Origin of the sequence: Meridianimarinicoccus marinus (assembly GCF_040689105.1) — a bacterium.
Classification (GTDB): domain Bacteria; phylum Pseudomonadota; class Alphaproteobacteria; order Rhodobacterales; family Rhodobacteraceae; genus Meridianimarinicoccus; species Meridianimarinicoccus marinus.
The window spans coordinates 55,531-74,714 of the sequence record NZ_JBFBVU010000013.1 but is presented as its reverse complement, the minus strand read 5'-3'; the positions used below and the strand labels follow the sequence as shown (position 1 = coordinate 74,714).

At 64.8% G+C, this 19,184-nt stretch carries 13 protein-coding genes; 9 read left to right on the top strand and 4 right to left on the bottom strand.

The features are described from left to right. Window positions 1-15 precede the first annotated feature (15 nt). From AB0T83_RS11795 to AB0T83_RS11770, 6 genes are read left to right on the top strand one after another with little or no spacing between them, the layout of a single operon-like run. Window positions 16-2,643, top strand: a complete 2,628-nt coding sequence (locus AB0T83_RS11795) for a hypothetical protein (protein ID WP_366193266.1) — start codon at window positions 16-18, stop codon at window positions 2,641-2,643. Beyond that, window positions 2,640-3,956, top strand: a complete 1,317-nt coding sequence (locus AB0T83_RS11790; RefSeq protein WP_366193264.1) for a helix-hairpin-helix domain-containing protein — start codon at window positions 2,640-2,642, stop codon at window positions 3,954-3,956. Before AB0T83_RS11795 ends, AB0T83_RS11790 begins: the two co-directional genes overlap by 4 nt. Beyond that, window positions 3,928-5,553, top strand: coding sequence for a hypothetical protein (locus AB0T83_RS11785; protein WP_366193263.1), 1,626 nt, complete (start codon window positions 3,928-3,930; stop codon window positions 5,551-5,553). The genes AB0T83_RS11790 and AB0T83_RS11785 overlap by 29 nt, the downstream gene beginning before the upstream one ends. Then, window positions 5,550-7,607 (top strand): ATP-binding protein, encoded by a 2,058-nt coding sequence (locus AB0T83_RS11780; RefSeq protein ID WP_366193261.1) that lies wholly within the window; start codon window positions 5,550-5,552, stop codon window positions 7,605-7,607. The genes AB0T83_RS11785 and AB0T83_RS11780 overlap by 4 nt, the downstream gene beginning before the upstream one ends. After that, on the top strand, window positions 7,604-8,356 hold the full coding sequence (locus AB0T83_RS11775) for a hypothetical protein (RefSeq protein ID WP_366193260.1): 753 nt from the start codon (window positions 7,604-7,606) through the stop codon (window positions 8,354-8,356). Before AB0T83_RS11780 ends, AB0T83_RS11775 begins: the two co-directional genes overlap by 4 nt. Beyond that, complete coding sequence (locus tag AB0T83_RS11770; RefSeq protein ID WP_366193258.1) at window positions 8,353-12,147, top strand: DNA/RNA non-specific endonuclease; 3,795 nt, start codon at window positions 8,353-8,355, stop codon at window positions 12,145-12,147. Before AB0T83_RS11775 ends, AB0T83_RS11770 begins: the two co-directional genes overlap by 4 nt. A gap of 288 nt (window positions 12,148-12,435) precedes the next feature. On the opposite strand, the gene AB0T83_RS11765 is transcribed toward AB0T83_RS11770, so the two are convergent. The 4 genes from AB0T83_RS11765 to AB0T83_RS11750 all read right to left on the bottom strand — a co-directional run bounded on the left by AB0T83_RS11765 (window position 12,436) and on the right by AB0T83_RS11750 (window position 16,736). Continuing rightward, a complete protein-coding gene (locus AB0T83_RS11765; RefSeq protein ID WP_366193256.1) occupies window positions 12,436-13,545 on the bottom strand; it encodes an ABC transporter ATP-binding protein in 1,110 nt (369 codons plus the stop codon). Between the two features lie 12 nt (window positions 13,546-13,557). Beyond that, window positions 13,558-14,463 carry a carbohydrate ABC transporter permease gene (locus AB0T83_RS11760; protein WP_366193253.1) on the bottom strand — a complete coding sequence of 302 codons (906 nt, stop codon included), beginning with the start codon at window positions 14,461-14,463 and terminating at the stop codon, window positions 13,558-13,560. Further along, window positions 14,456-15,382 carry a carbohydrate ABC transporter permease gene (locus AB0T83_RS11755; protein ID WP_366193252.1) on the bottom strand — a complete coding sequence of 309 codons (927 nt, stop codon included), beginning with the start codon at window positions 15,380-15,382 and terminating at the stop codon, window positions 14,456-14,458. The genes AB0T83_RS11760 and AB0T83_RS11755 overlap by 8 nt, the downstream gene beginning before the upstream one ends. Window positions 15,383-15,458: 76 nt before the next feature. Further along, window positions 15,459-16,736 (bottom strand): ABC transporter substrate-binding protein, encoded by a 1,278-nt coding sequence (locus AB0T83_RS11750; protein ID WP_366193250.1) that lies wholly within the window; start codon window positions 16,734-16,736, stop codon window positions 15,459-15,461. A 245-nt stretch (window positions 16,737-16,981) separates the two neighbouring features. Here AB0T83_RS11750 and AB0T83_RS11745 point away from each other — a divergent pair, with 245 nt between their 5' ends. The 3 genes from AB0T83_RS11745 to AB0T83_RS11735 are packed head-to-tail and all read left to right on the top strand — an operon-like array spanning window position 16,982 to window position 19,174. Then, window positions 16,982-17,764 (top strand): SDR family NAD(P)-dependent oxidoreductase, encoded by a 783-nt coding sequence (locus tag AB0T83_RS11745; RefSeq protein WP_366193248.1) that lies wholly within the window; start codon window positions 16,982-16,984, stop codon window positions 17,762-17,764. Between the two features lie 3 nt (window positions 17,765-17,767). After that, a complete protein-coding gene (locus AB0T83_RS11740) occupies window positions 17,768-18,427 on the top strand; it encodes an RraA family protein (protein ID WP_366193247.1) in 660 nt (219 codons plus the stop codon). Between the two features lie 3 nt (window positions 18,428-18,430). Continuing rightward, window positions 18,431-19,174, top strand: a complete 744-nt coding sequence (locus AB0T83_RS11735) for a FadR/GntR family transcriptional regulator (RefSeq protein ID WP_366193245.1) — start codon at window positions 18,431-18,433, stop codon at window positions 19,172-19,174. Window positions 19,175-19,184 lie beyond the last annotated feature (10 nt).

Below are 19,184 nucleotides of genomic sequence, written 5' to 3'. Positions count from 1 at the left end.
GGAGCTTCGGGACCCATGTCAGACACCACGAAAGACACCTGCATCCCCTGCGGATTGCACCAGCCGAAGCGGAACACCTATTTCGATGGCAAGCTGCTGCTGGCCCGGGATTTCCAGGACGAACAGAGCTATCACATCGGCAAGCGGCAGCTGCTGAATGCGCAGCTTCACGGCGCGGGAACGGTCTGCGGCCTGCGCATCGTCGAGCATCCGTCGCCCGATTGTCGAGACCGGTTCGTGGTGCTGGAGCCGGGGCTGGCGCTTGATTGCTGCGGACGCGAGATCATCGTGCCGGAGCGCACGCTGGTGCGGATCAAGGATCTGGTCGATGCGCTCGACACCGCGCCGGGCACCGAGGACGACATTTTCCTCGCCATCCGCCGCTGCGACGAACCGGGCGAACTGGCACCGGTCATCCTGTCGGATTGCGACGGCACTGGAGGTCAGCTTCCCGGGCGGATCGTTGAAGGCTTCGAAATGGTGGTTGAGGCGCGGCCAAAGGGGGCTGTGCAACCGGTTGAGACGCCACTGACACCGGACTTCAACTGGCGGCATACGCTGAACCTGCATCGGCAGTCGCCGCGCGGCGTGTCCGTCGACGAGGACGAAGCCTTTCTCTACGTGACCGGCATGACGCTTGGTCTGGCCGAAGAGGACGACGCGCCGGACTCCCGCGTCTATGTCTACCGGCGCGAGAACCACGACCTCGTCACCGCGCTGGACGGGCCCGGAAATCCCGGCGATCTGAAGGTCTCGCCCATTGGCGATCAGGTCTATCTGTCGGGCACCTGGGACGGCGAGGTTGCCGGCATCGGCGTCTATGAAAAATCCGAGATCCGCCAGAACGCCGACCCCTTGGGCATCATCGCACTGGAGGATCCCGTGCGATTGGCCGTGTCGCCCCGCAATGGCGCGCTTTACGCGCTGGAGACGGTCAGTGGCAGGCTCCATGGCTGGTCGCAGGACTCCATAGACGCCTGGATCGCCGATGGGGCGCCCGGGTCCGGGCCAACGGGTGTCGGGCCGGTCGAAACCGGATTCACGGCGCCGCTCGGCACGGCCGACCATCCGGCCTATCGCGGGGCCGCCATGTTCGAAATCTCGGGCGACGGCAAGCACCTGCTGATTGCCGACAGGGCCATTGCGCGCACCGGCGCGATCAAGGTGCTGGACACGACCACGCTGTTCGCCCGCGGCGAGAATGCCGAGGTCTTCGCGCCGGATCTGTCCTTCCTGGCCGCCAAGGAACAGGTGATGGCGGTGAAATGGAGCAGCGACAACACGCTGGTCTACGCCCTGACCCGCACCACCGGCACTGGATCACCCACCGATCTGCGGCGGCTTGAACTGAGCCAGGACATGACAACCTTCGTGCCGCGCGGTCGCGGCGCGCGCTGGCAAGGCCAACCGCTCGACCTCGCGCTCGCGCCGACCGAACGCTGGGCCTATGTGCTGCAGCAGACCGCCAATACCGACCCGGAGGTCGTGGCGATCTCGGTCGAGGCGGCCACTGCTGCTGGCGACACGCCCGACGCCAATGCCCTTGCAGGCGAAGCGCAATCGATTGCCGGCAACGGGCGGTTCGCACGCCTTTCGGCACGAGGCGACACGCTCTATGTCACCGCCGATGATCAGGATCCCGAAAGCAACCCGGACCGGGGATTGGTCGCGGTCGTCGATATCCGCGAAGCCGATTGCGGGGCGCATTTCCGCCAGATCATCGACGGCTGTGCGACATGCGAGGGGGACGACGACGGTCGTGTGGTTCTCGCCCATATTGAAGGCTACGCCGGCGATCCGCCGCCCGATATTCGCGACGCGGGGGCCAACGCCGAGGGCGATGCGGTCATCGACAATCTGACCTACCGGCCGCTGGCGCCGTCCAATGCCGTTCTCAAGGAGGTCGTGGACTGCATTCTTGCTCAGGGCGTGGCCGAAGGCCCCCCCGGTCCGCGTGGCGAGGCCGGGGAGGACGGTGCGGACGGTGCAGACGGTCAGCAAGGCCCCAAGGGGGATCCGGGGCAACAAGGACCCAAGGGCGATACGGGGCCGCCCGGCCCCAAGGGCGATCCGGGCGACCCGGCCCCTGTGGTCGATTACAACCAGATCGTGGCCGTAAGCTGGGCGCATGACAGGGCGCTGGGGGACGTCGGGACCGATGTGGATCGGCTGTTCACCGAGGTCGGCATCGCGGTCGCCTTCCGCCACCCTGTTGCGGTCGGTGGTTTCATCAGTGGCAAGTCGGACCTGCCGGGGCGCGGCCCGAGCTTTGTCTTCGAAATCCTGCGCAGCCATCCGGCGCAATCCGGACGCTCGGAGTTCCCGCTGGAATGCTGGTGCGTGATCCCGCAGATGATCTGCGAGGCGATCGAGGACTACCAGCCCGGACCGGGCGATCCTTTCATCTCGGACGTGCAGCCCAACCCGGATCTGGACGTTGCCATCGGTGCCCGGCTGATCATTGACAAGGAGAGCTTCAATTCGCTCGGGATCGATCAGGGCGAGCGGTTTCGCGTGCGTCTGCGCAGCGAGTTCTTTGTCGATGAAAAAGGCCTGCCAGCCGATGGCGACCACGTGGGCGGCAAGCTGCCCACGGGCGGTGGGTCTGGCGGTGGCCTGTTCGAGAGTTGGTTCGTCTCATGATACGGCGCGAAGACATCAGCAAGGAGCCGATGGCGGCGGACTGTTGCCATCCGAACGGGGAAAAGCGGCCGCGCTATTTCGACCGGCAGGTGGTTCGGGCCGAGGATCTGACGCTCGAGCAGCGGTATCAGGACAACCGCGCCCGCCGGATGGCGCGCTATTTGCACGGATGGGGCGTGGTGTGCGGTTTCGACCTGCGGGCGGAGGAAAACCGCCTGCTGGTGGGGCCCGGCTATGCCATTTCGCCGCTGGGCGACGAGATATACCTGCCGCGTGCCGTGACCATCGAAGACATCCGTGTGCTGGTCCGCAAGGCTGGCTGTGATTGCGATGACGGTGATTGTGAAGACATCGATGCGGACACCAGGACCACCGGGGAGGAGTCGCGACTTCCGGGGATGGCCGCCAAGACCGGCACGGCGGAGGGATCCGGTCGAGAGAAGACCCTGGCCTCAGGCGAGCGGCCCGGGGTGGCCTATCTCGTGGCGCGCCCGATCGCGACACCCTCCGACGCCCTTGCCGCCATGCCGGAGGGCTGCGGGCATCCGGGCAACACGACGCATTTCAGCCGCGACTGCCACGCGGTCTGCCTGGAGATCGTCTGTACGCTCGAAGACCCGCATTTGCCGAACGAAACCGATTGCGACCGCCTGCACGCCCTGATCTGCGGTCCGGCCGACAAGCGGCCGGTTCTGCCGATGCCGACAATGGTTGCCGAGTCCGCGAACTACGTCGTGATTGCCGCGCTGGGGTTCCGGGGCGGCCAGCTGATCGGAACCAGTCGGACACCACAGCGCTTGTTGCTGGGCATGGAAATCCTGCAGAACTGGCAACACTGCCTGTGCCAGCGCGAAGAGGTGCCCGGCAAGCCGTCCGGGCCCGAGCAGCCGAGACCGGATCCGAGGCCGACCGACCCCGTGCCCAAGGATCCGATCCCCGTCGATCCCAGACCGACACCGATCCCGGACCCGCGCCCACCGTTCGATCCCACCGGACCGGTGATCGCTGATCCGGGGCCGCGCACAACGTCACCCATCGATCCGCGTCCCATCGACCCGGTCGATCCTGTCCTTGTCGATCCGGGGCCGTTGCGGGATGTGCAGCCGGCCGCGCCGCCGCTGATCGATGTCCTGGGGATCGGCCCGCAACGGAACGCGTCACTCGGCGCGGCTGGTATCACCGATGCGGTTGAACTGGCCACGGCATCGCCCGACCGCGTAGCCGCCGCGCTTCGGGTCTCTCCCCAAACGGCGACGGGATTTATCGGCAATGCCAGAACGCTGATTGCGAGGCGCGATGGCGGATCGAGTTGATCAGACCCAGGCCGCTGCTGGCGATACCGTACCGGTGACATTCGGGACAATCCGGACCGATTGTGTGTTGCTCGGACGGCGCGCCGACGGGCCGGCGGTCGAAGCCCGCCTGGACGATGTCGCCCGGCACCGGCTTCCTCATGCCATTGCCGAGGCGCTTGCGCCCGCGCTTTCCGGCATCGGTGGCGTGATCCGGATCAACCGGCTGTCGCTGGCGTTCGATCTCGGGCGGGCGCAGCTGGACAGCGGCGATCTTGCCCGCGTCTGGGCTCGCCGCATCGCCGCCGCTTTGCACAGTGAGCTTGTGGCCGGTCCGGGGATCAACGTCGCTGTCTTTGCCGATCACGGCGATTTCGCCGCCGCCTATCTGGAATCTCGGTTTGGCGAAGCGGGGCATCCAGACTGGGCTTTCGAGGATTTCGCACCGCTGCGCTATCTGGCGCCTGCCAAAGCGGCCGTGGAGATTCTGAAGTCACGCCCGGACTATCTTCCGTCCCTTGCGCGCCGGGCCGAACGGCGGGGCAACCCGGCCCGTCTGGTCGCGCGCCTGAGCGCAGCGGAGGTGCTGGAGGTTCTGGACGCGCTTCGGAAATCGCCGGGGACTGCGCCGTCTCGGGAAGAGATTGAAGCGGTTGTCATCCCCGTGGTGACGGGCGGCAACCTGAAGACCTGGCAGCGGCTGTCGCCCGAGGCCCTGTCCCTGACTTTTGTGTTCCGGGCGGCGCTGGCAGACAGCGCGCCGCAGGTTGCCCGTCTTGTCGCCGTGGCGGAGATCGCGTCAGCGGTGGTTGCACTTGCGTCTGCCCTCGCCGGTGGGCCGGTGACGCCTGCGGCCATACGCACCGTGCTGCACCGTGTAGGGCCGGGGGCGTTGCCGGAGGGGATCCGGGCGCGGCTGTCTGACTGGACCGGCGCGCGCCACGGCATGACGTCCCTGTTGTGCATGGTGGAAGCGGCGGTCGGGGCGGACGCGCCCCACAAGACAGGTGCCGAACCGGAGCCGGCGGTCCCCGCCCATGAACCAGTCGAACCTCCCCCGGTGGTGGCGGACACGATGATCGCCTCGCCCTTCGCGGGCGTGGCGCTGTGCCTGACGACGCTACGACGACTGGACATCCCGGCCAAGCTCGGGCCCGAAGCCACACATGCGATCGCCGTGGCGCTGCTGGCACCGGAACGGCGGGCCCTGGCCCGGACGGATCCGCTGATCGCCCGGCTGTTTCCAGCCGATGCGCGCCGCGCACTGCCCGATTGGCCGATGGTGCCAGACAGCGTGCTCGAGCCGCTTTCACAGGCCCAGCGAAACGCGGTGTCGGAGGCAAGTGGAGATGAAGCCTGGGCGCTGGCGGTGATTGCCCATGCGGCCCGCAGCCTGCCGGGGCTCGCCGGGTCCTCGGCCCCCTACATGCGGAAGCAGTTTCTGCACGTCGGCGGCGTGCTTCACTGGCTGCCGGACGCCGCCGAGGTGACGCTCGACCCGATACCGCTTGGCATCGTGCTTTCGATGGCCGGCGCTATCGGCTGGCAGGGACCGATCCCGTGGCTGGACGACCGCGACCTGGTTATCCGCATCCGCGATCGGGGAGGGTCCGCATGACCGGCTATACACGTGCCCGCGACTATCTGGGCGATGCGCTGGCCCTGTTGGCCTTGCGGTTGCAACGAGAGGTGTCGATTCTTCGCGCGCTGCGGCGGCCAGGCCGAAACGAGAGTTTCCTCGGCCTGTTCCTGTCCGAGGACGATGCCGAGAGCCTGCTGCGGGAACTGACCGGCGAGGTCATCGCGGAAAACCTGGACATTGATGCAACGATCTCTGCGGCCGAGGCGGCCATCGCAGAGCGTCTGGCGGCGACCGAACGGATGCTGCCCGCCGCGCATCTTTGTGGCGTGTTCGGTCTGAGCGTGACCGAGTTCGAACTGCTGCTGGCGGCCGCGGCACCGGCCATCGACGACCGTTTCGGGCGCGTCTACGGCTTCCTGCACGACGACATGGGGCGGCGCGGTTTCACGCTGACCATCGCGCAGCACCTGATGGCGCCGCAGGGCATCGACATGCCGGCGCTTCGGCAGATGCTTGCCCCGCTGTCGCCGCTGCGTCGCAACGCATTGTTGCGGGCACCGGGGCAGGGGCCGCTTTCGGCGCTGCCCATGACGGTTGACGAAGAGATTGTGGATCTCTTGCTGGACACCCCGCGGGCGCGGTCGTGTCACCCGGACCTGCCGCCGCTGGCGCGCCCGGCCTGGGTCGGGATGACGCCCGAGCTTGCCGTTGCCGGGGAATTGACCCGTCCGGTCACGGTAGATCTGTCAGAAGGTGGCGATGCCGGGGCCGTTGCGGCAGCGCTTGCCGATCCGCAATGGTCGGGTGTGCGGGTGATCGACTGGCGCCGCTGGTCCGCGCGCCCGGATGCGGACGTGCCCGGTCTTCTTGCCACGTCGTTGAGAGATGCGCGGATCGATGACCACCTGCCCCTTCTGATCGGTTTCGACGCGGCACCGCCTGCGGTGCAGGCCGCCGTTGCAACGCTGCTCGACGGACCCGCTGTCGTCACGTCGGCAACAGCGTTGCACTGGTACGGGGCCGGGCTGGCGTCGGTCGAGGTGACCCCGCCGCCCCTCTCGCCTGCTGCACGTCGCGCGGTCTGGGAGAGCGTTCTGACCGACACCGACCTGGCCGCTGAGATGGCTGCGAGTTACGATCTGCCTGCAACGGAGGTCGCCGAACTGGCCGACCATGTAGCCCGTCAGGGCGGGGTGGCGGCGCAACTGCGCCAGGCCGCTCGCCGGCGCGCGGGCCAGCCGATGCAGGGCATTGCCGAGCGGGTGGAGACGCCCTTCGGCTTTGGCGATCTGGTTCTCGACGGGGCCGCCCTGCAGCAGTTGCACGATTTCGCCGAGACCCGGCGACAGCGGGCGCGGGTGCTGTCGGATTGGGGGCTTGGGCCGGCCTTCGGCAAGGGGACAGGGACCACGGCGCTGTTCGTCGGACCGTCGGGAACCGGCAAGACCATGGCGGCCAGTGTGATCGCCAACCGGCTGGGGCTGGATCTTTACCGGGTCGATCTGGCTGGCGTGGTGTCGAAATACATCGGCGAGACCGAAAAGAACCTCGACCGGGTTTTCGAGGCCGCGGACCGTGCCGACGTGGTGCTGTTTTTCGACGAGGCCGATGCCCTTTTCGGCAAGCGGTCCGAGGTCAGCGATGCGCATGACCGCTATGCCAACATCGAAGTCAGTTACCTGTTGCAGCGGATGGAGAGTTTCCGGGGCGCGGCGATCCTTGCCACCAACCTGGGCCAGAATCTGGACGAGGCCTTCTTGCGGCGCATCGACATGGTGATCGAGTTTCAGGCGCCGGGCACGGCGGACCGGCTGCGCCTGTGGCAGCGGCTGCAAGAGACCGCAGCACCCATGGCGCAGGACCTGGACCTTGCTCTGCTGGCCGAGCGGTTCGAATTGACGGGCGGAGAGATCCGCAACTGCTGCCTGGCTGCCGCGCATATGGCAGCGGCAGAAGGCGCCGCCATTTCCATGCGCCACGCCATGCGGGCGGTTGGCCGGGAGTATGTCAAGAACGGCAGGCCATTGCGCCGGGCCATCTTTGGTGAGTTCTACAGCGAGTTGCGCGCCGTGGGAGGGCCAGGCGCATGACCGAAACCTGGGGATTTTGGCTGGACGATCGCATGCCGCGCCAGCGGCGGGATAAACGCACCGGCAGCGAGGACAAGCAAGCGGCGGTGGTTTCGACCGACCTGGCTTCGGACCGGCGGACTGCCCCGGAACCCACGCGGCATGCCGAGGCCCGGATGCTTCAGGCGCAATACGGAAATCACGCCGTCGGGGAAATGGTCCGCGCTGCCGGTGTGTCGCGGCAACAACGCGCTGAAACGCCAATGGAAGAAGCGATACACCCGCCCGCGCCGGTGGAAACCGCCCGGCCGGAGGGACATACCGTTGAACCGGTCGAAAGCACCGATCCGCCTGTGCCCGAGACCGAGGCCAAGCCCGCGCCGGACCGGAGACCTGAACCCGACGACACCCGGCCCGCTGCGATGCGGGAAGCGCCGCCCACGGCTCTGGGAGACAATGCGCAGGCACCGGCGATCTCGGGCTTTCTGGCGGCCCTCGAACGTGATCCGGCCCATGCGCCCTGGGCGGCTCTGTCGGCGGTGCTGTCCGAGGCGCCGGAGCGTCTTCTTGACCGCACCGCACAGGCTGTCGTGGCACGGGCCCACACCCTTGACGCCCGCGGCCGCAAGGTGCTGCAGGAAGCCATGGCGCGCGCGGAACGAGAAAAGCTGCTGCCAGACTTCCTGCCGCGCCTGCGCGCACGGCTTGCCACGCTTGCGCCGCACGGGTCCGAGATTCCGCCTTCGCCACCGCCGGACCCGCCGCCATGAAAACCACGCAGGCCCATGCCCTCCCGGCGCAACCCGCGTCGAAGACCACAGCCCCGGCGCAACCAGATGCGGCGGCCGTCGGGAATGCGGCGCTTTTTGGGTTGCTGGACAACGGGGATTTCAAGGTGAACATCGCGGGCGGCGTGACCCTGCCAGCCACGTTGCTTCAAAGCGGCGAGAAGAAGAAAGGCGTCTTCACCGTCTCTCCGGGCCGGTTTGCCGACGTGGTTCCGGGGCTGAAGATCAACGAGATCAAGTTCAAACCACCGCGATCGACCAAATCGACAAGTGGCGCCCGGCTGACGCTCAAATCGAGCGTCGCAATTCCGCATGTCGAGGCGCGGTCCTTCAGTGTCACCGTCAATCACAAGGGCAAGCCGTCGTTCGCGTTGAAAGGGTTGAAGACCACGCTCGGCGCTTTCAGAAGTCCGAGGATTTCCTTGAAACTGGACGAGGCCGGACAGCTGTCCGGCGCCATCAAGATCAAGAAAACCAACCTGATCCCAAGGAATTTCGGCAAGGCGATGAAGGCCGAGGGCGGTGGCGAGATCCGGCTGACCAACGGCAAGCTGTCGGGCGAGGTCGAGGCCACAAAGCTGGACTACGGCGAATTGGCCGAAGGCACCGCCAAAATGCGTTTCGGCGAGGACGGGACGCTTTCGGGCGGCGGGTCTTTCACCCTGAAGGCCGGGTTTCTCAAAGGGGTCGAGGGAGCCTTCAGCATTGACAATGCCAGCGAAGGCGGTGCTCCGGCCGGTCGTTTCGCCGGCACGCTTTCGGCCGAGGCGAGTACCTTCAAGCACGGCATTCAGGGGCTGCAACTGACCGCCGGCAAGGTCACCGTCACCTATGCCGACGGCAAGCCGAGCGGCGGGATCGAAGGGCTGGAGATGACCTATGCCGGGCTGGGCAAGGCCAGTGTCACCGCCAGCATCGACAAGAACGCCCGGTTCAAGGGCAAGGGAGACTTCGACGTCACCGTGCCGGGCATCGCCGACGTCAAGGGCAACTGGGCGTTCAGGAGAGGCAAGATCGCGGGCAAGGTCACCATCGGCAAGGACAAGTTCCCCGAAGGGTTGCCGGTCACCAAGGGGGCCTTGACCGCGAAGATGGACGAGACCGGCAAGGTCTCCTTCTCTGGCAAGGTGGGCGTGACGCTGGGCCCCGCGGGCGCGGCCGAACTGCGCGGGTCCTATACCGAGGACGGACGGGTCAACCTTGGGATGACCGCCGATCTGACGATCACCGGGCTGCAGCAGGCACGGTTCCAGGTCGACTATATCGACGGTGATTTCCAGGGCGAGGCCGAGATCGCCACCGATGCCAACCTGCTGCACGGGCTGAGTGGCAAGGCCAGGGTGACCTATGCAAAGGGGCTCTGGGCCGGCACATCGACGATCGATTACGAGGCCGACAACGGCAAGCTGAAGGGCACCGTCACCGTCAACGTCGCACAGACCCCGGAAGGCGCGCTGCAGATGAGCGGCGACGGGAAGGTTACGGCCAAGCTGATGCCCACGCTTCAGGGCTCGCTGACGGCCAAGGTTTACCCCGACGGGACCATCGATGTCTCGGGCGAAATCGTGGTCACCGACCCGGTGCCGTTGTTCGACGAAAAGAAAGTCGACAAGGAGCTGTTCAAGTACAGCCAGAACATCCCGCTGTGGGCGATCCTGGTGGCGGTCATCCGGGTGCGGGCGGGGATCCGCGCGGGGATTGGCCCCGGCGTCTTCCGCGACATCAAGGTGACAGGCTCTTACACCATCGGCAACGAGGGCGAGCCAAGCTTCGCGATCTCGGGCGAGTTGTTCATCCCGGCCTATGTCGAGGCCTATGTGGCGTTCGGCGCGGGATTGGGGCTCGATGTGGTGCTGGGCTCGTTGACCGGCGGCATCGAGGGGGTGGCGTCCGCCGGGATCTACGGCGCAATTTCGGTGGTGCCCGAACTGAGCTACGAGGCGGGCGACTACAAGATCGAGGGTGTCGCGACCATGGCCGCAGGCGCCAGGCTGAAGATCGGGCTCAACGCCTGGGCCGAGGTCGAAGCGCTCTGGGTCACGGTCTGGGAAAACGACTGGAAGCTGGCGGAATGGATGTGGAACGTCGGTCCCGATCTCGCGCTGCAAGCCAAGATGGCCTACACTTTCGGCAAGCCCGAGGCCCCGACGCTTGATTTCAAGACCTCGAACATCGACGCCAAGTCAATGATCCAGGACGCCATGCCCAAGGACGGACCGAAGCCCTCTGGCGCGAAAGAGGCGCTGAAGAACAAGGCCGAATGGAAAGGCGCGCTGAAAAAGCCCAAACCTCCCGCACCGATTCCCCCCGAGGTGAGCCAGAAAGCCACCAAGAAGGCGGTCGCGCCCGCGCCCGCAAAGAAGAAACCACCCAAGAAGGCCGGGCCCGACAAATCCGCCGTGAAAAAGGCGGATGCGCAGGGTGCGGCCGGCAAGGGCGGCAAGTCCGGCGCAGCGGCTGGCGCCCCCGGCGACAAACCAGATGCCACCGTTCAGAAGAAGGACGCCCCTCCGTCAACCGGACCGCGCTACCCGAAACCGATCACGCTGAAGACCCTCGACGAGCCGCCCGCGCCGAAACCGCGCACGATGGAGGACAAGAAAGCGGATCTGAAAGCCGCCGGCGATGCGGTGCGGGCGGTGTCGAAATCCGTCAGCGACAGCGATGCCCTCGACGACCGCTTCCCGGCGATCAGGCAACGCTTCGGTCTTTCCTCCATCGGCTACGCGGGGGATCTCAAGAAAGGGTTTGACGTTGCGATCGCCATCAACCCGGGCACGGCCATCGACGTTTCCGAGGCGTTGACCGGCACGCCGGATCTGCTTGGCCGGGGCAGCGCCGGTCTTCAGACGAAGATCTGGTTCAAGGAAGGTCAGATCCAGACACCGGGCGGTTCTCAGCCAGCGGGGGTGAAGATGGAGACCGAACCGCTGGGTCCCGATCATCCGGAGGGCAGCCCGGCCGCCGGCAACACGCTGTCGAAGGCTTTCGAAAAGCTGCCCACAAAGGGCAAGGGCGACGATGCCCGGCAATCCTATATCCGCGGCCATCTGCTCGGCTTCCGCCTGGGCGGACCGGGGAACCGGGACGACAACCTGTTCCCGATCACAGACCATGCCAATTCGCTCCATGCCGCGAAGATGGAGGCCCATATCCGCGAATGGGTGAACGAAAAGAGGCATTGGGTGCAATATTCGGTCGAGATCGAGGCCAAGAAGAAGGAGCTGGAACAGATCGGCTCCACCGGGCGGTACAAGATCGACTCGGTCATCAAGACCAAGGCGGCGGTTCTCGACACCAATCTCAAGCCGGTTTCCGGCAAGACGCGTGAGGTGACAATTCCCTCGACCTACCGCACCGAAGCCACGCGCGATCTGCATGACGAGACGAACATGGCACAAGTGGCGCCGGGCGGCATCGACAAGACCACGGCCCTTGGAAAAGCCCGGCCCGAGGACAAGAAGCTCAAGATCCTGGGCGATCCGCCGCCGAAAGCGAACGCCGTGTACAAGATGGGCAGTCTCTACGGCGCGATCTCGTCTGCACTGGCCCGCCACAAGACCAAGGCACAGATCAGCCAGGCGGTCACGCTGACCGCCGGTATCGGCGCCACAACAGCGGAACGGATCACCAGATTCTACAGCTTGGCGCGGAGCGACGGTGGCGCCGACCGTGATATTGGCCCGCATCTGACCGAAGGCGAAAAACGCAGCTTCTCGTTGATGAAGGCAAATGCCGCCGCCATCGCCGATGCCATCGACAGAATATCCTGATTTCCAGATCAGACGGGGAGCGCCCGCGACGGCGGCATCATTTCAATCGGGGACGTTTCCTTCCCTGCCTGCGGCCGGTCATTCACATCGATGTGGACGCATCCCGGCGAACAGCTTCGAAGCCGCTGCGCCTGGTGCGGAGCCAGTGGATGTGGCCGCGCCTCGTCCTCGCTGCCTAGCTTGTTCCGATCCGGTGCCAAGCACACGATGCCTTGGTTCAGAACACAAAACCCGCCGCGACACAGGATCACGACGGGTTTGCATGTGCCGAAGGGCCGGGAGAGTGCCCTAGAGGCGCAGTTCGGTTTTTGGGTCGAACAGGCAAACCTTGGCCATGTTGATGGCCAGTTCGATGCTTTCGCCCTCGTTCGGGGCATCGTCCGGCTCGACGCTGGCGACCACCTCCTGACCGGCCAGGGTGGTCATCAGAATGGTCTCTGACCCGGTCGGTTCGACCATGTCCACCAGCACCTTGACCGTCACGGGATCGGAACCATGAACCGCTTCGCGGGCCACATGGACGGGGCTGAAATGCTCGGGCCGGACGCCGAAGATCACCGGCTGACCGGCGCTCAGACCGACGGCCCTGTCCGCCGGCAGGGGCAGAACCGTGCCGTCGCCGCCGTCAATCGTCACGCCGAACCCGCCGTCCCGCGCCACGACCTTGGCATCCAGGAAATTCATGGTCGGCGAGCCCATGAAGCCCGCCACGAACTTGTTGCGCGGGCGCTCGTAGATCTCCTTGGGGGTGTCGTATTGTTGCAGGACGCCCTTGAACATCACGGCGATGCGGCTGGCCAGCGTCATGGCTTCGACCTGATCGTGGGTCACATAGACCGTGGTCTTGCCGACCCGCTGATGCAGCTTTTTGATTTCCGAGCGCATCTCGATGCGCAGTTTGGCATCGAGGTTCGACAAAGGCTCGTCGAACAGGAACAGCTTGGGATCGCGGACTAGGGCGCGGCCCATGGCGACCCGCTGGCGCTGACCGCCGGACAATTGGCTGGGCTTGCGCTTCAGCAGCGGTTCGATCTGCAGCAGGGCGGCCACCCGGTCCACGACTTCTTTCTGTTCCGCCTTGGGAACATGCCGGCATTCCATGCCGAAGGTCATGTTCTCGCGCACGGTCATGGTTGGATAGAGCGCATAGGACTGGAACACCATGGCGATGTCGCGATCCTTGGGCGCGTCTGTGTTGACCAGCCGGTCCTCGATGCGGATCTCGCCCGAGGTGACGCTTTCCAGACCGGCGATCATCGCCAGAAGGGTGGACTTGCCGCAGCCCGATGGCCCCACCAGCGCAACGAACTCACCGCTGTCGGCTTCCAGGTTGATGTCGGTCAGAACTTCGACATTGCCATAGCTCTTGCGGAGATCTTTGATCGTAAGGGATGACATGTTTTCGGTATCCTATTTGACCGCGCCCTGGGTCAGTCCGCGGACAAAATACTTACCCCCGGCGACATAGATGAACAGCGGTGGAAGGGCGGCCATGATGACGGCGGCGGCTTCGACGTTGTAGTGACGCTCGCCCGTACCGCTGCCCGAGAAGGCAACGATGGCCGAGGTGATGGGCTGGTTCGCGCCCGAGGTGAAGATCGTCCCGAACAGGAACTCGTTCCAGATGCCGGTGAACTGCCAGATCACGGTGACGATCAGGATCGGCGGCGACAGCGGCAGGATGATCTTGTAGAAGATCCGCCAGAAGCCGGCCCCGTCAATGCGCGCGGCCTTGATCAGGTCGTCCGGGATCGAGACGAAATAGTTGCGGCAGAACAGCGTGGTGAAGGAAATGCCCTGCACCGTGTGGACGAAGACCAGACCTGCGATGGTGTTCGACAGGCCCAGCTTGCCCAGCACGAAGGCCCAGGGCAGCAGGGTCATCTGCTGCGGCAGGAACACGCCCAGCGTGATGACGCCGAACACCCAGCCGTCATAGCGGAACCGCCATTTCGACAGGATGTAGCCGTTCAGCAGACCAAAGACGGTCGACAGGATGGTGGCCGGGATCGTCATCATCAGCGAGTTCTTGTAGAACCGCGACACGCCCTCGCAGGTGCCGCCGATGCAGAAGGTGCCCCAGGCCTCGGCCCAGTACTTCAGGGACATGGTTTCGGCGTCGGGCAGGGCGATGAAGCCGGTGCGGACGATGTCGTCCAGCGGCCGCACGGTGTTGAGCAGGATGATCACCAGCGGCGCGGTGTAGACCAGCGCGAACACCGCCAGCAGCGTATAGACGATCCCTTTCGAGGTCAGCCTGCGACGGGTGCCACCGGTGGCGAGCGGGTCGAAGTCCTGATGCATTGTCTCAGCCATGATGCGCGGCCTCCTTGCGGGATTTCCAACCGGTCCACAGGGCGTAGGGCACCAGAACGATGGCCAGCGCCACAAGGATCATGACCGCCGCCGCAGCACCCTGGGCGATCTGCCCGCGCTGGAACATCAGGTCATAGACGACGATGGCCGGAACCGTGGTTGAAACCCCCGGACCGCCCTGGGTCAGGGCCACCACGAGGTCATAGGTCTTGATGGCGAATTGCAGCAGCACCACGGCCACCGCGATGAAGATGGGCCAGATCGTCGGCAGGACGACCTTGCGATAGATGCGCGGCATCGAGGCGCCGTCGATCTGCGCGGCCTTCACCAGGTCTCCGTCGACCGAGCGCAGCCCGGCGAGGATCAGCGCCATGGCAAAGCCCGAGGCGTGCCAGATACCGGTGATAACCACGACGTACAGGGCCAGATCCCGGTCGGTGATCCAGTCGAACTGCGCCGACAGCCAACCCATGTCGTGCAGGGCCAGCTCGACCCCGGTGTTGGGGTGGAAGATCCAGCGCCAGACGGTGCCCGTGACGATAAAGGAAATGGCCAGCGGATACAGATAGATCGTCCGCCACAGGGCTTCGAACTTGACGCGTTGATCTATCAGGACTGCCAGCAAGGTGCCGATGAACAGCGTGCCCAGCACGTAGAGCGTGCCGAAGACAAACAGATTCTGATAGGCCACGGTCCAGCGCTTGCTGCCCCACAGGCGGGCGTACTGATCAAAGCCGCTGAACGTCGCGTCCGGCAACAGGGTCGACGTGGACAGGGAAAGCCAGAACGTCCACAGCGAGAAGCCGACCACATAGCCGATGGCAACAACCAGTGTCGGGATCAGGACAAGCTGGGGCGTCAAGTCGGCCAGTCTGCGCTGCCACCGGGTGGTCTGTCGGGAGGTCTGAAGGGAGGGCATGGGGAGGTCCCCTTTCGAACAGGTCGTCGAAGACACGGCCCCGTTCCATGACGTGGAAACGGGGCCGCAAGGGAGCTTACATTTGCAGTTCGACTGCGTCGGCCAGCTGGTTGGCGGCCTCTTCGGGGCTGATGCTGTCATCGGCCACGAACTCGGTGATCACTTCCATCATCGCGCCGCGGTATTTTTGCAGAACGGTCATGTTGTGCGCCATCGAGCGGACCAGCGTGCCCTCGGCGACCGAAGCCTTCAGGTCTTCCAGACCCTGCTGCTGGCACTGGGTGAATCCACCAGTCGACAGATCCACGTCGGTCCGGGCCGGGATCGACCCTTTGGCGACGTTGAAGGTGACCTGGAATTCGGGCGACATGATGATCTCGGCCAGCATTTTCTGACCCTCGACAAAATCCGGATCCTTCTGCTTGAAGAACACCACCGAATCCGAGTTCAGGATGAAGCCGTTGCCGCCCCAGTTCACCGGCGCCTGGTTGCAAAGATAGTCCTCGCCTTCCGTGTAGCCGGCCAGATTGGCCGAGGCGACGGTCCAGTCGCCCATCAGGAAGAAGGCTGCCTCGCCGTCGAAGGTCATGGTCATCGACTGCTCCCACGAGCGGCCGTTGATGCCATCATCCATGTAGCCAACCATCTTGCGAAGCTGGGCGAAGGCGGCAACCATGCCGTCGCTGCGCAGCGCATCAAGATCGGCTTCCTGGAACGCCTTGCGATACAGGTCGATGTCCATGCCGTAGACCACATCGTCGAAGGTGGTCGAGTCCGACCAGTCCGCCGCGCCATGCGCGATACAGATCTTGCCCGCAGCCTGAACCTTGTCGCAAGCAGCGTTGAACTCGTCCCAGGTTTTCGGCGGCGCGATGCCCAACTCGTCGAGGATCTTCTTCGACGAATACATCCAGTTGACCCGGTGAATGTTCATCGGGGCGGCTACCCAGGACCCGGTCGGCTTCATCACCGACAGCAATTCATCGGCAACCACGTCATCCCAGCCCTGTTCGGCGGCGGTGGCATCCAGATTGGCGGTGGTGCCGGTGGCGTTCCACTCGGCGATTTCAGGGCCTTTCAACTGGACGGCGGCCGGGGCGTTGCCCGCCACCACGTCGGAACGAAGCTTGGCCAGCGTGTTGGAGGTATGACCCGAGATCGAGGTCTGCTCCCATGTGCCGCCGGCGGCTTCGAACATCTCGCCCAGTTTCGCAATGGCCGCCGCTTCGGCGCCCTGTGCCCACTGGTGCATCATGTTGGTCTTGGGCTCGGCCTGAGCGACCGCCGCCGTCATGCCGATGCCTGCAATCGCGGCGCCGGTCGCACGCAACGTGGTTTTAAGCGTCAATTTCATTTGGGTCTCCTCCCGTTTCGGTCCGTTCGCCGTGTCTTGCCGGGGTATTTCCCCAGCATCCGCACCGCGGTTTCCTGCTGTGGGGCAATCCGGTCCGACCATATCTTCACCCCGTGGGCAAAATTGTTAAGTGGGGCTTGATCATATTTCAAGTAGTATTTTATACTTTACAAGTAGTATTTGTACGGGCAGGGTTTCTGCAACAATGGCGCCCCGGCGTCAGACGATGCATCTGGGAGGGTGTCTTGCGCACAAGTTCTGATCAATTCGGCAGCTATCCGAGCCTTGTGGACAGGGGTGTTCTGGTCACCGGCGGCGGCAGCGGGATTGGCGCCAGCATGGTAACCCGCCTGGCGGAAATCGGCGCGCAGGTCGGGTTTGTCGACATCGACGCCGACAGCAGCGCCGCCCTGGTCGAGGCGATCAAGGCGCAGGGCAGGCGGCACGAGCCGGTGTTCCGCAAGGTCGACATCACCGATCTTGCAGCGTTGAACGCCGCGATTGCCGGGATTTCGGACAAGATCGGTCCGATCCGCGGCCTGATCAACAACGCCGCCAACGACACCCGCCACAGGATCGAAGAGGTGACACCGGAAGCCTGGCGCGCGGCGCTGAGCGTAAATCTGGATCACCAGTTCTTTGCCGCCAAGGCCGTCGCCGCCGAGATGCGCGCGGCCGGGGGCGGTGCGATTGTCAACATGGGCTCGATGAGCTGGCGCGTGGGGCTGGATACCCTGTCGGCCTATGTCACCGCCAAGGCCGGCATCGAAGGGCTGACCAACGGGCTGGCGCGCGAACTGGGTCCGGACCGCATTCGCGTCAACTGCATCACGCCGGGCTTCATTCGCACCGAACGCCAGGTGAAACTCTGGCTCACGCCCGAGTTGGAGAAGGAAATCTTTGCCGGCCAGTGCCTGAACGAGTTGATAGAACCCGAGTACGTCGCAAACCTCGCGGCGTTTCTTCTGTCCGACGATGCGCGCATGTGCACCTCGGGCGTCTTTCCCGTCAACGCAGGCTGGATCTAACCCATGACCGACACCCTCACGACCCGACTTGAAAACTGTTATTCCGGCGCGATCTACGACGTGATGCGCGCCATGGGACGGCCCAATTGCGTGCTGCCGCACGAGATCGTCGGACTGGATGCAGAAACCCGCTGCTGCGGTCCGATCTTCACCCTGCGCGGTGTGGCCTTCGACACCGAACGCGCCAACGAGGAAACCGACTATCTGCTGCCCTGGGTCCGCTTCCTGTCCGAAGCCCCGGCGGGACACGTGGTGATCTGCCAGCCGAATTCTCCGACCCTTGCCCTCATGGGTGAGCTGTCGGCGGAAACCCTGAAATACCGCGGCGTGCGCGGCTACATCGTGGATGGCGGCAGCCGGGACAACAGCTTTATCCGCAAGATCGGGTTTCCGGTGTTCTGCAAGTTCCGCACCCCGCGCGACATCGTGGCGAAATGGGTGCCGGACGCGACCGGCGAACCGATCAGCATCGGCGATGTTCTGATCCGGTCCGGTGACTATGTGCTGGCGGATTTCGACGGTGTGGTGATCATCCCCGCCGAGATCGTCGAAGAGGTCGTCACCGAGGTGGAAAACGTCATGGCCGCCGAAGACAAGGTGCGCAGCGCCATCCTGTCGGGCACCGATCCCATCGACGCTTATCTGGAACACGGAAAGTTCTGATCCATGTCGGTCAGATCCGCACCGCATTCCCACAACGTCATGCAGCACATCCTGGATGTGCTGGGGCGGCGCATCGTGTCCGGGGAAATGGTGCCGGAAAAGACCATCCTGTTCGAACAGGACCTGATCGAGGAATTCGGCGCCAGCCGCAATGCCGTGCGTGAGGCGGTCAAAACGCTGGCGGCGAAGAACCTTGTGGTCTCGGCCCGCAAGGTCGGCACCAGCGTGCGCCCGCCCGAGGACTGGAACCTGCTGGACCCGCAGGTCATCGACTGGATGATCGCGGACAAGAGCACCAACGAACGGCTGATCAAATCGCTGTCCGAACTGCGCCAGATCGTCGAGCCCGAAGCCTCGGCACTGGCGGCGCAGCGCGCCACCGCCACCCAGATCCTGAAGCTGTTCGAATGCTACGAACAGATGGTGGCCAACATCCATGACGCCGAACTGTCGGTGCATTGGGACGCAGAGTTCCACCGGGTGCTTCTGGAAGCATCGGGCAACCCGTTGCTGGGCTCTCTGGCGAAGGCGATCGAGAAGCTTTTACGAAGCAATTTCAATCTGTTCACCAAGGCCAACGAGGGCTACATCCGCAATATTCCCGACCATCTGCTGATTGCACAGGCAATCCGTGACCGTGCCCCGGATCTGGCGCGGCAACGCTCGCGCGATCTGCTGGCCAAGAACGAACAGGACATCGAAGAGCTCAAGCTGACGATGCCCAACGTGCATTTGCCCCAGACCTGAAGGACGCGGC

Coding starts and splice junctions, on each gene's coding strand:
- AB0T83_RS11755 (WP_366193252.1), bottom strand. CDS start 15,382: ATGCCCTCCCTTCAGACCTCCCGACAGACCACCCGGTGGCAGCGCAGA.
- AB0T83_RS11740 (WP_366193247.1), top strand. CDS start 17,768: ATGACCGACACCCTCACGACCCGACTTGAAAACTGTTATTCCGGCGCG.
- AB0T83_RS11765 (WP_366193256.1), bottom strand. CDS start 13,545: ATGTCATCCCTTACGATCAAAGATCTCCGCAAGAGCTATGGCAATGTC.
- AB0T83_RS11750 (WP_366193250.1), bottom strand. CDS start 16,736: ATGAAATTGACGCTTAAAACCACGTTGCGTGCGACCGGCGCCGCGATT.
- AB0T83_RS11735 (WP_366193245.1), top strand. CDS start 18,431: ATGTCGGTCAGATCCGCACCGCATTCCCACAACGTCATGCAGCACATC.
- AB0T83_RS11790 (WP_366193264.1), top strand. CDS start 2,640: ATGATACGGCGCGAAGACATCAGCAAGGAGCCGATGGCGGCGGACTGT.
- AB0T83_RS11795 (WP_366193266.1), top strand. CDS start 16: ATGTCAGACACCACGAAAGACACCTGCATCCCCTGCGGATTGCACCAG.
- AB0T83_RS11780 (WP_366193261.1), top strand. CDS start 5,550: ATGACCGGCTATACACGTGCCCGCGACTATCTGGGCGATGCGCTGGCC.
- AB0T83_RS11760 (WP_366193253.1), bottom strand. CDS start 14,463: ATGGCTGAGACAATGCATCAGGACTTCGACCCGCTCGCCACCGGTGGC.
- AB0T83_RS11775 (WP_366193260.1), top strand. CDS start 7,604: ATGACCGAAACCTGGGGATTTTGGCTGGACGATCGCATGCCGCGCCAG.
- AB0T83_RS11770 (WP_366193258.1), top strand. CDS start 8,353: ATGAAAACCACGCAGGCCCATGCCCTCCCGGCGCAACCCGCGTCGAAG.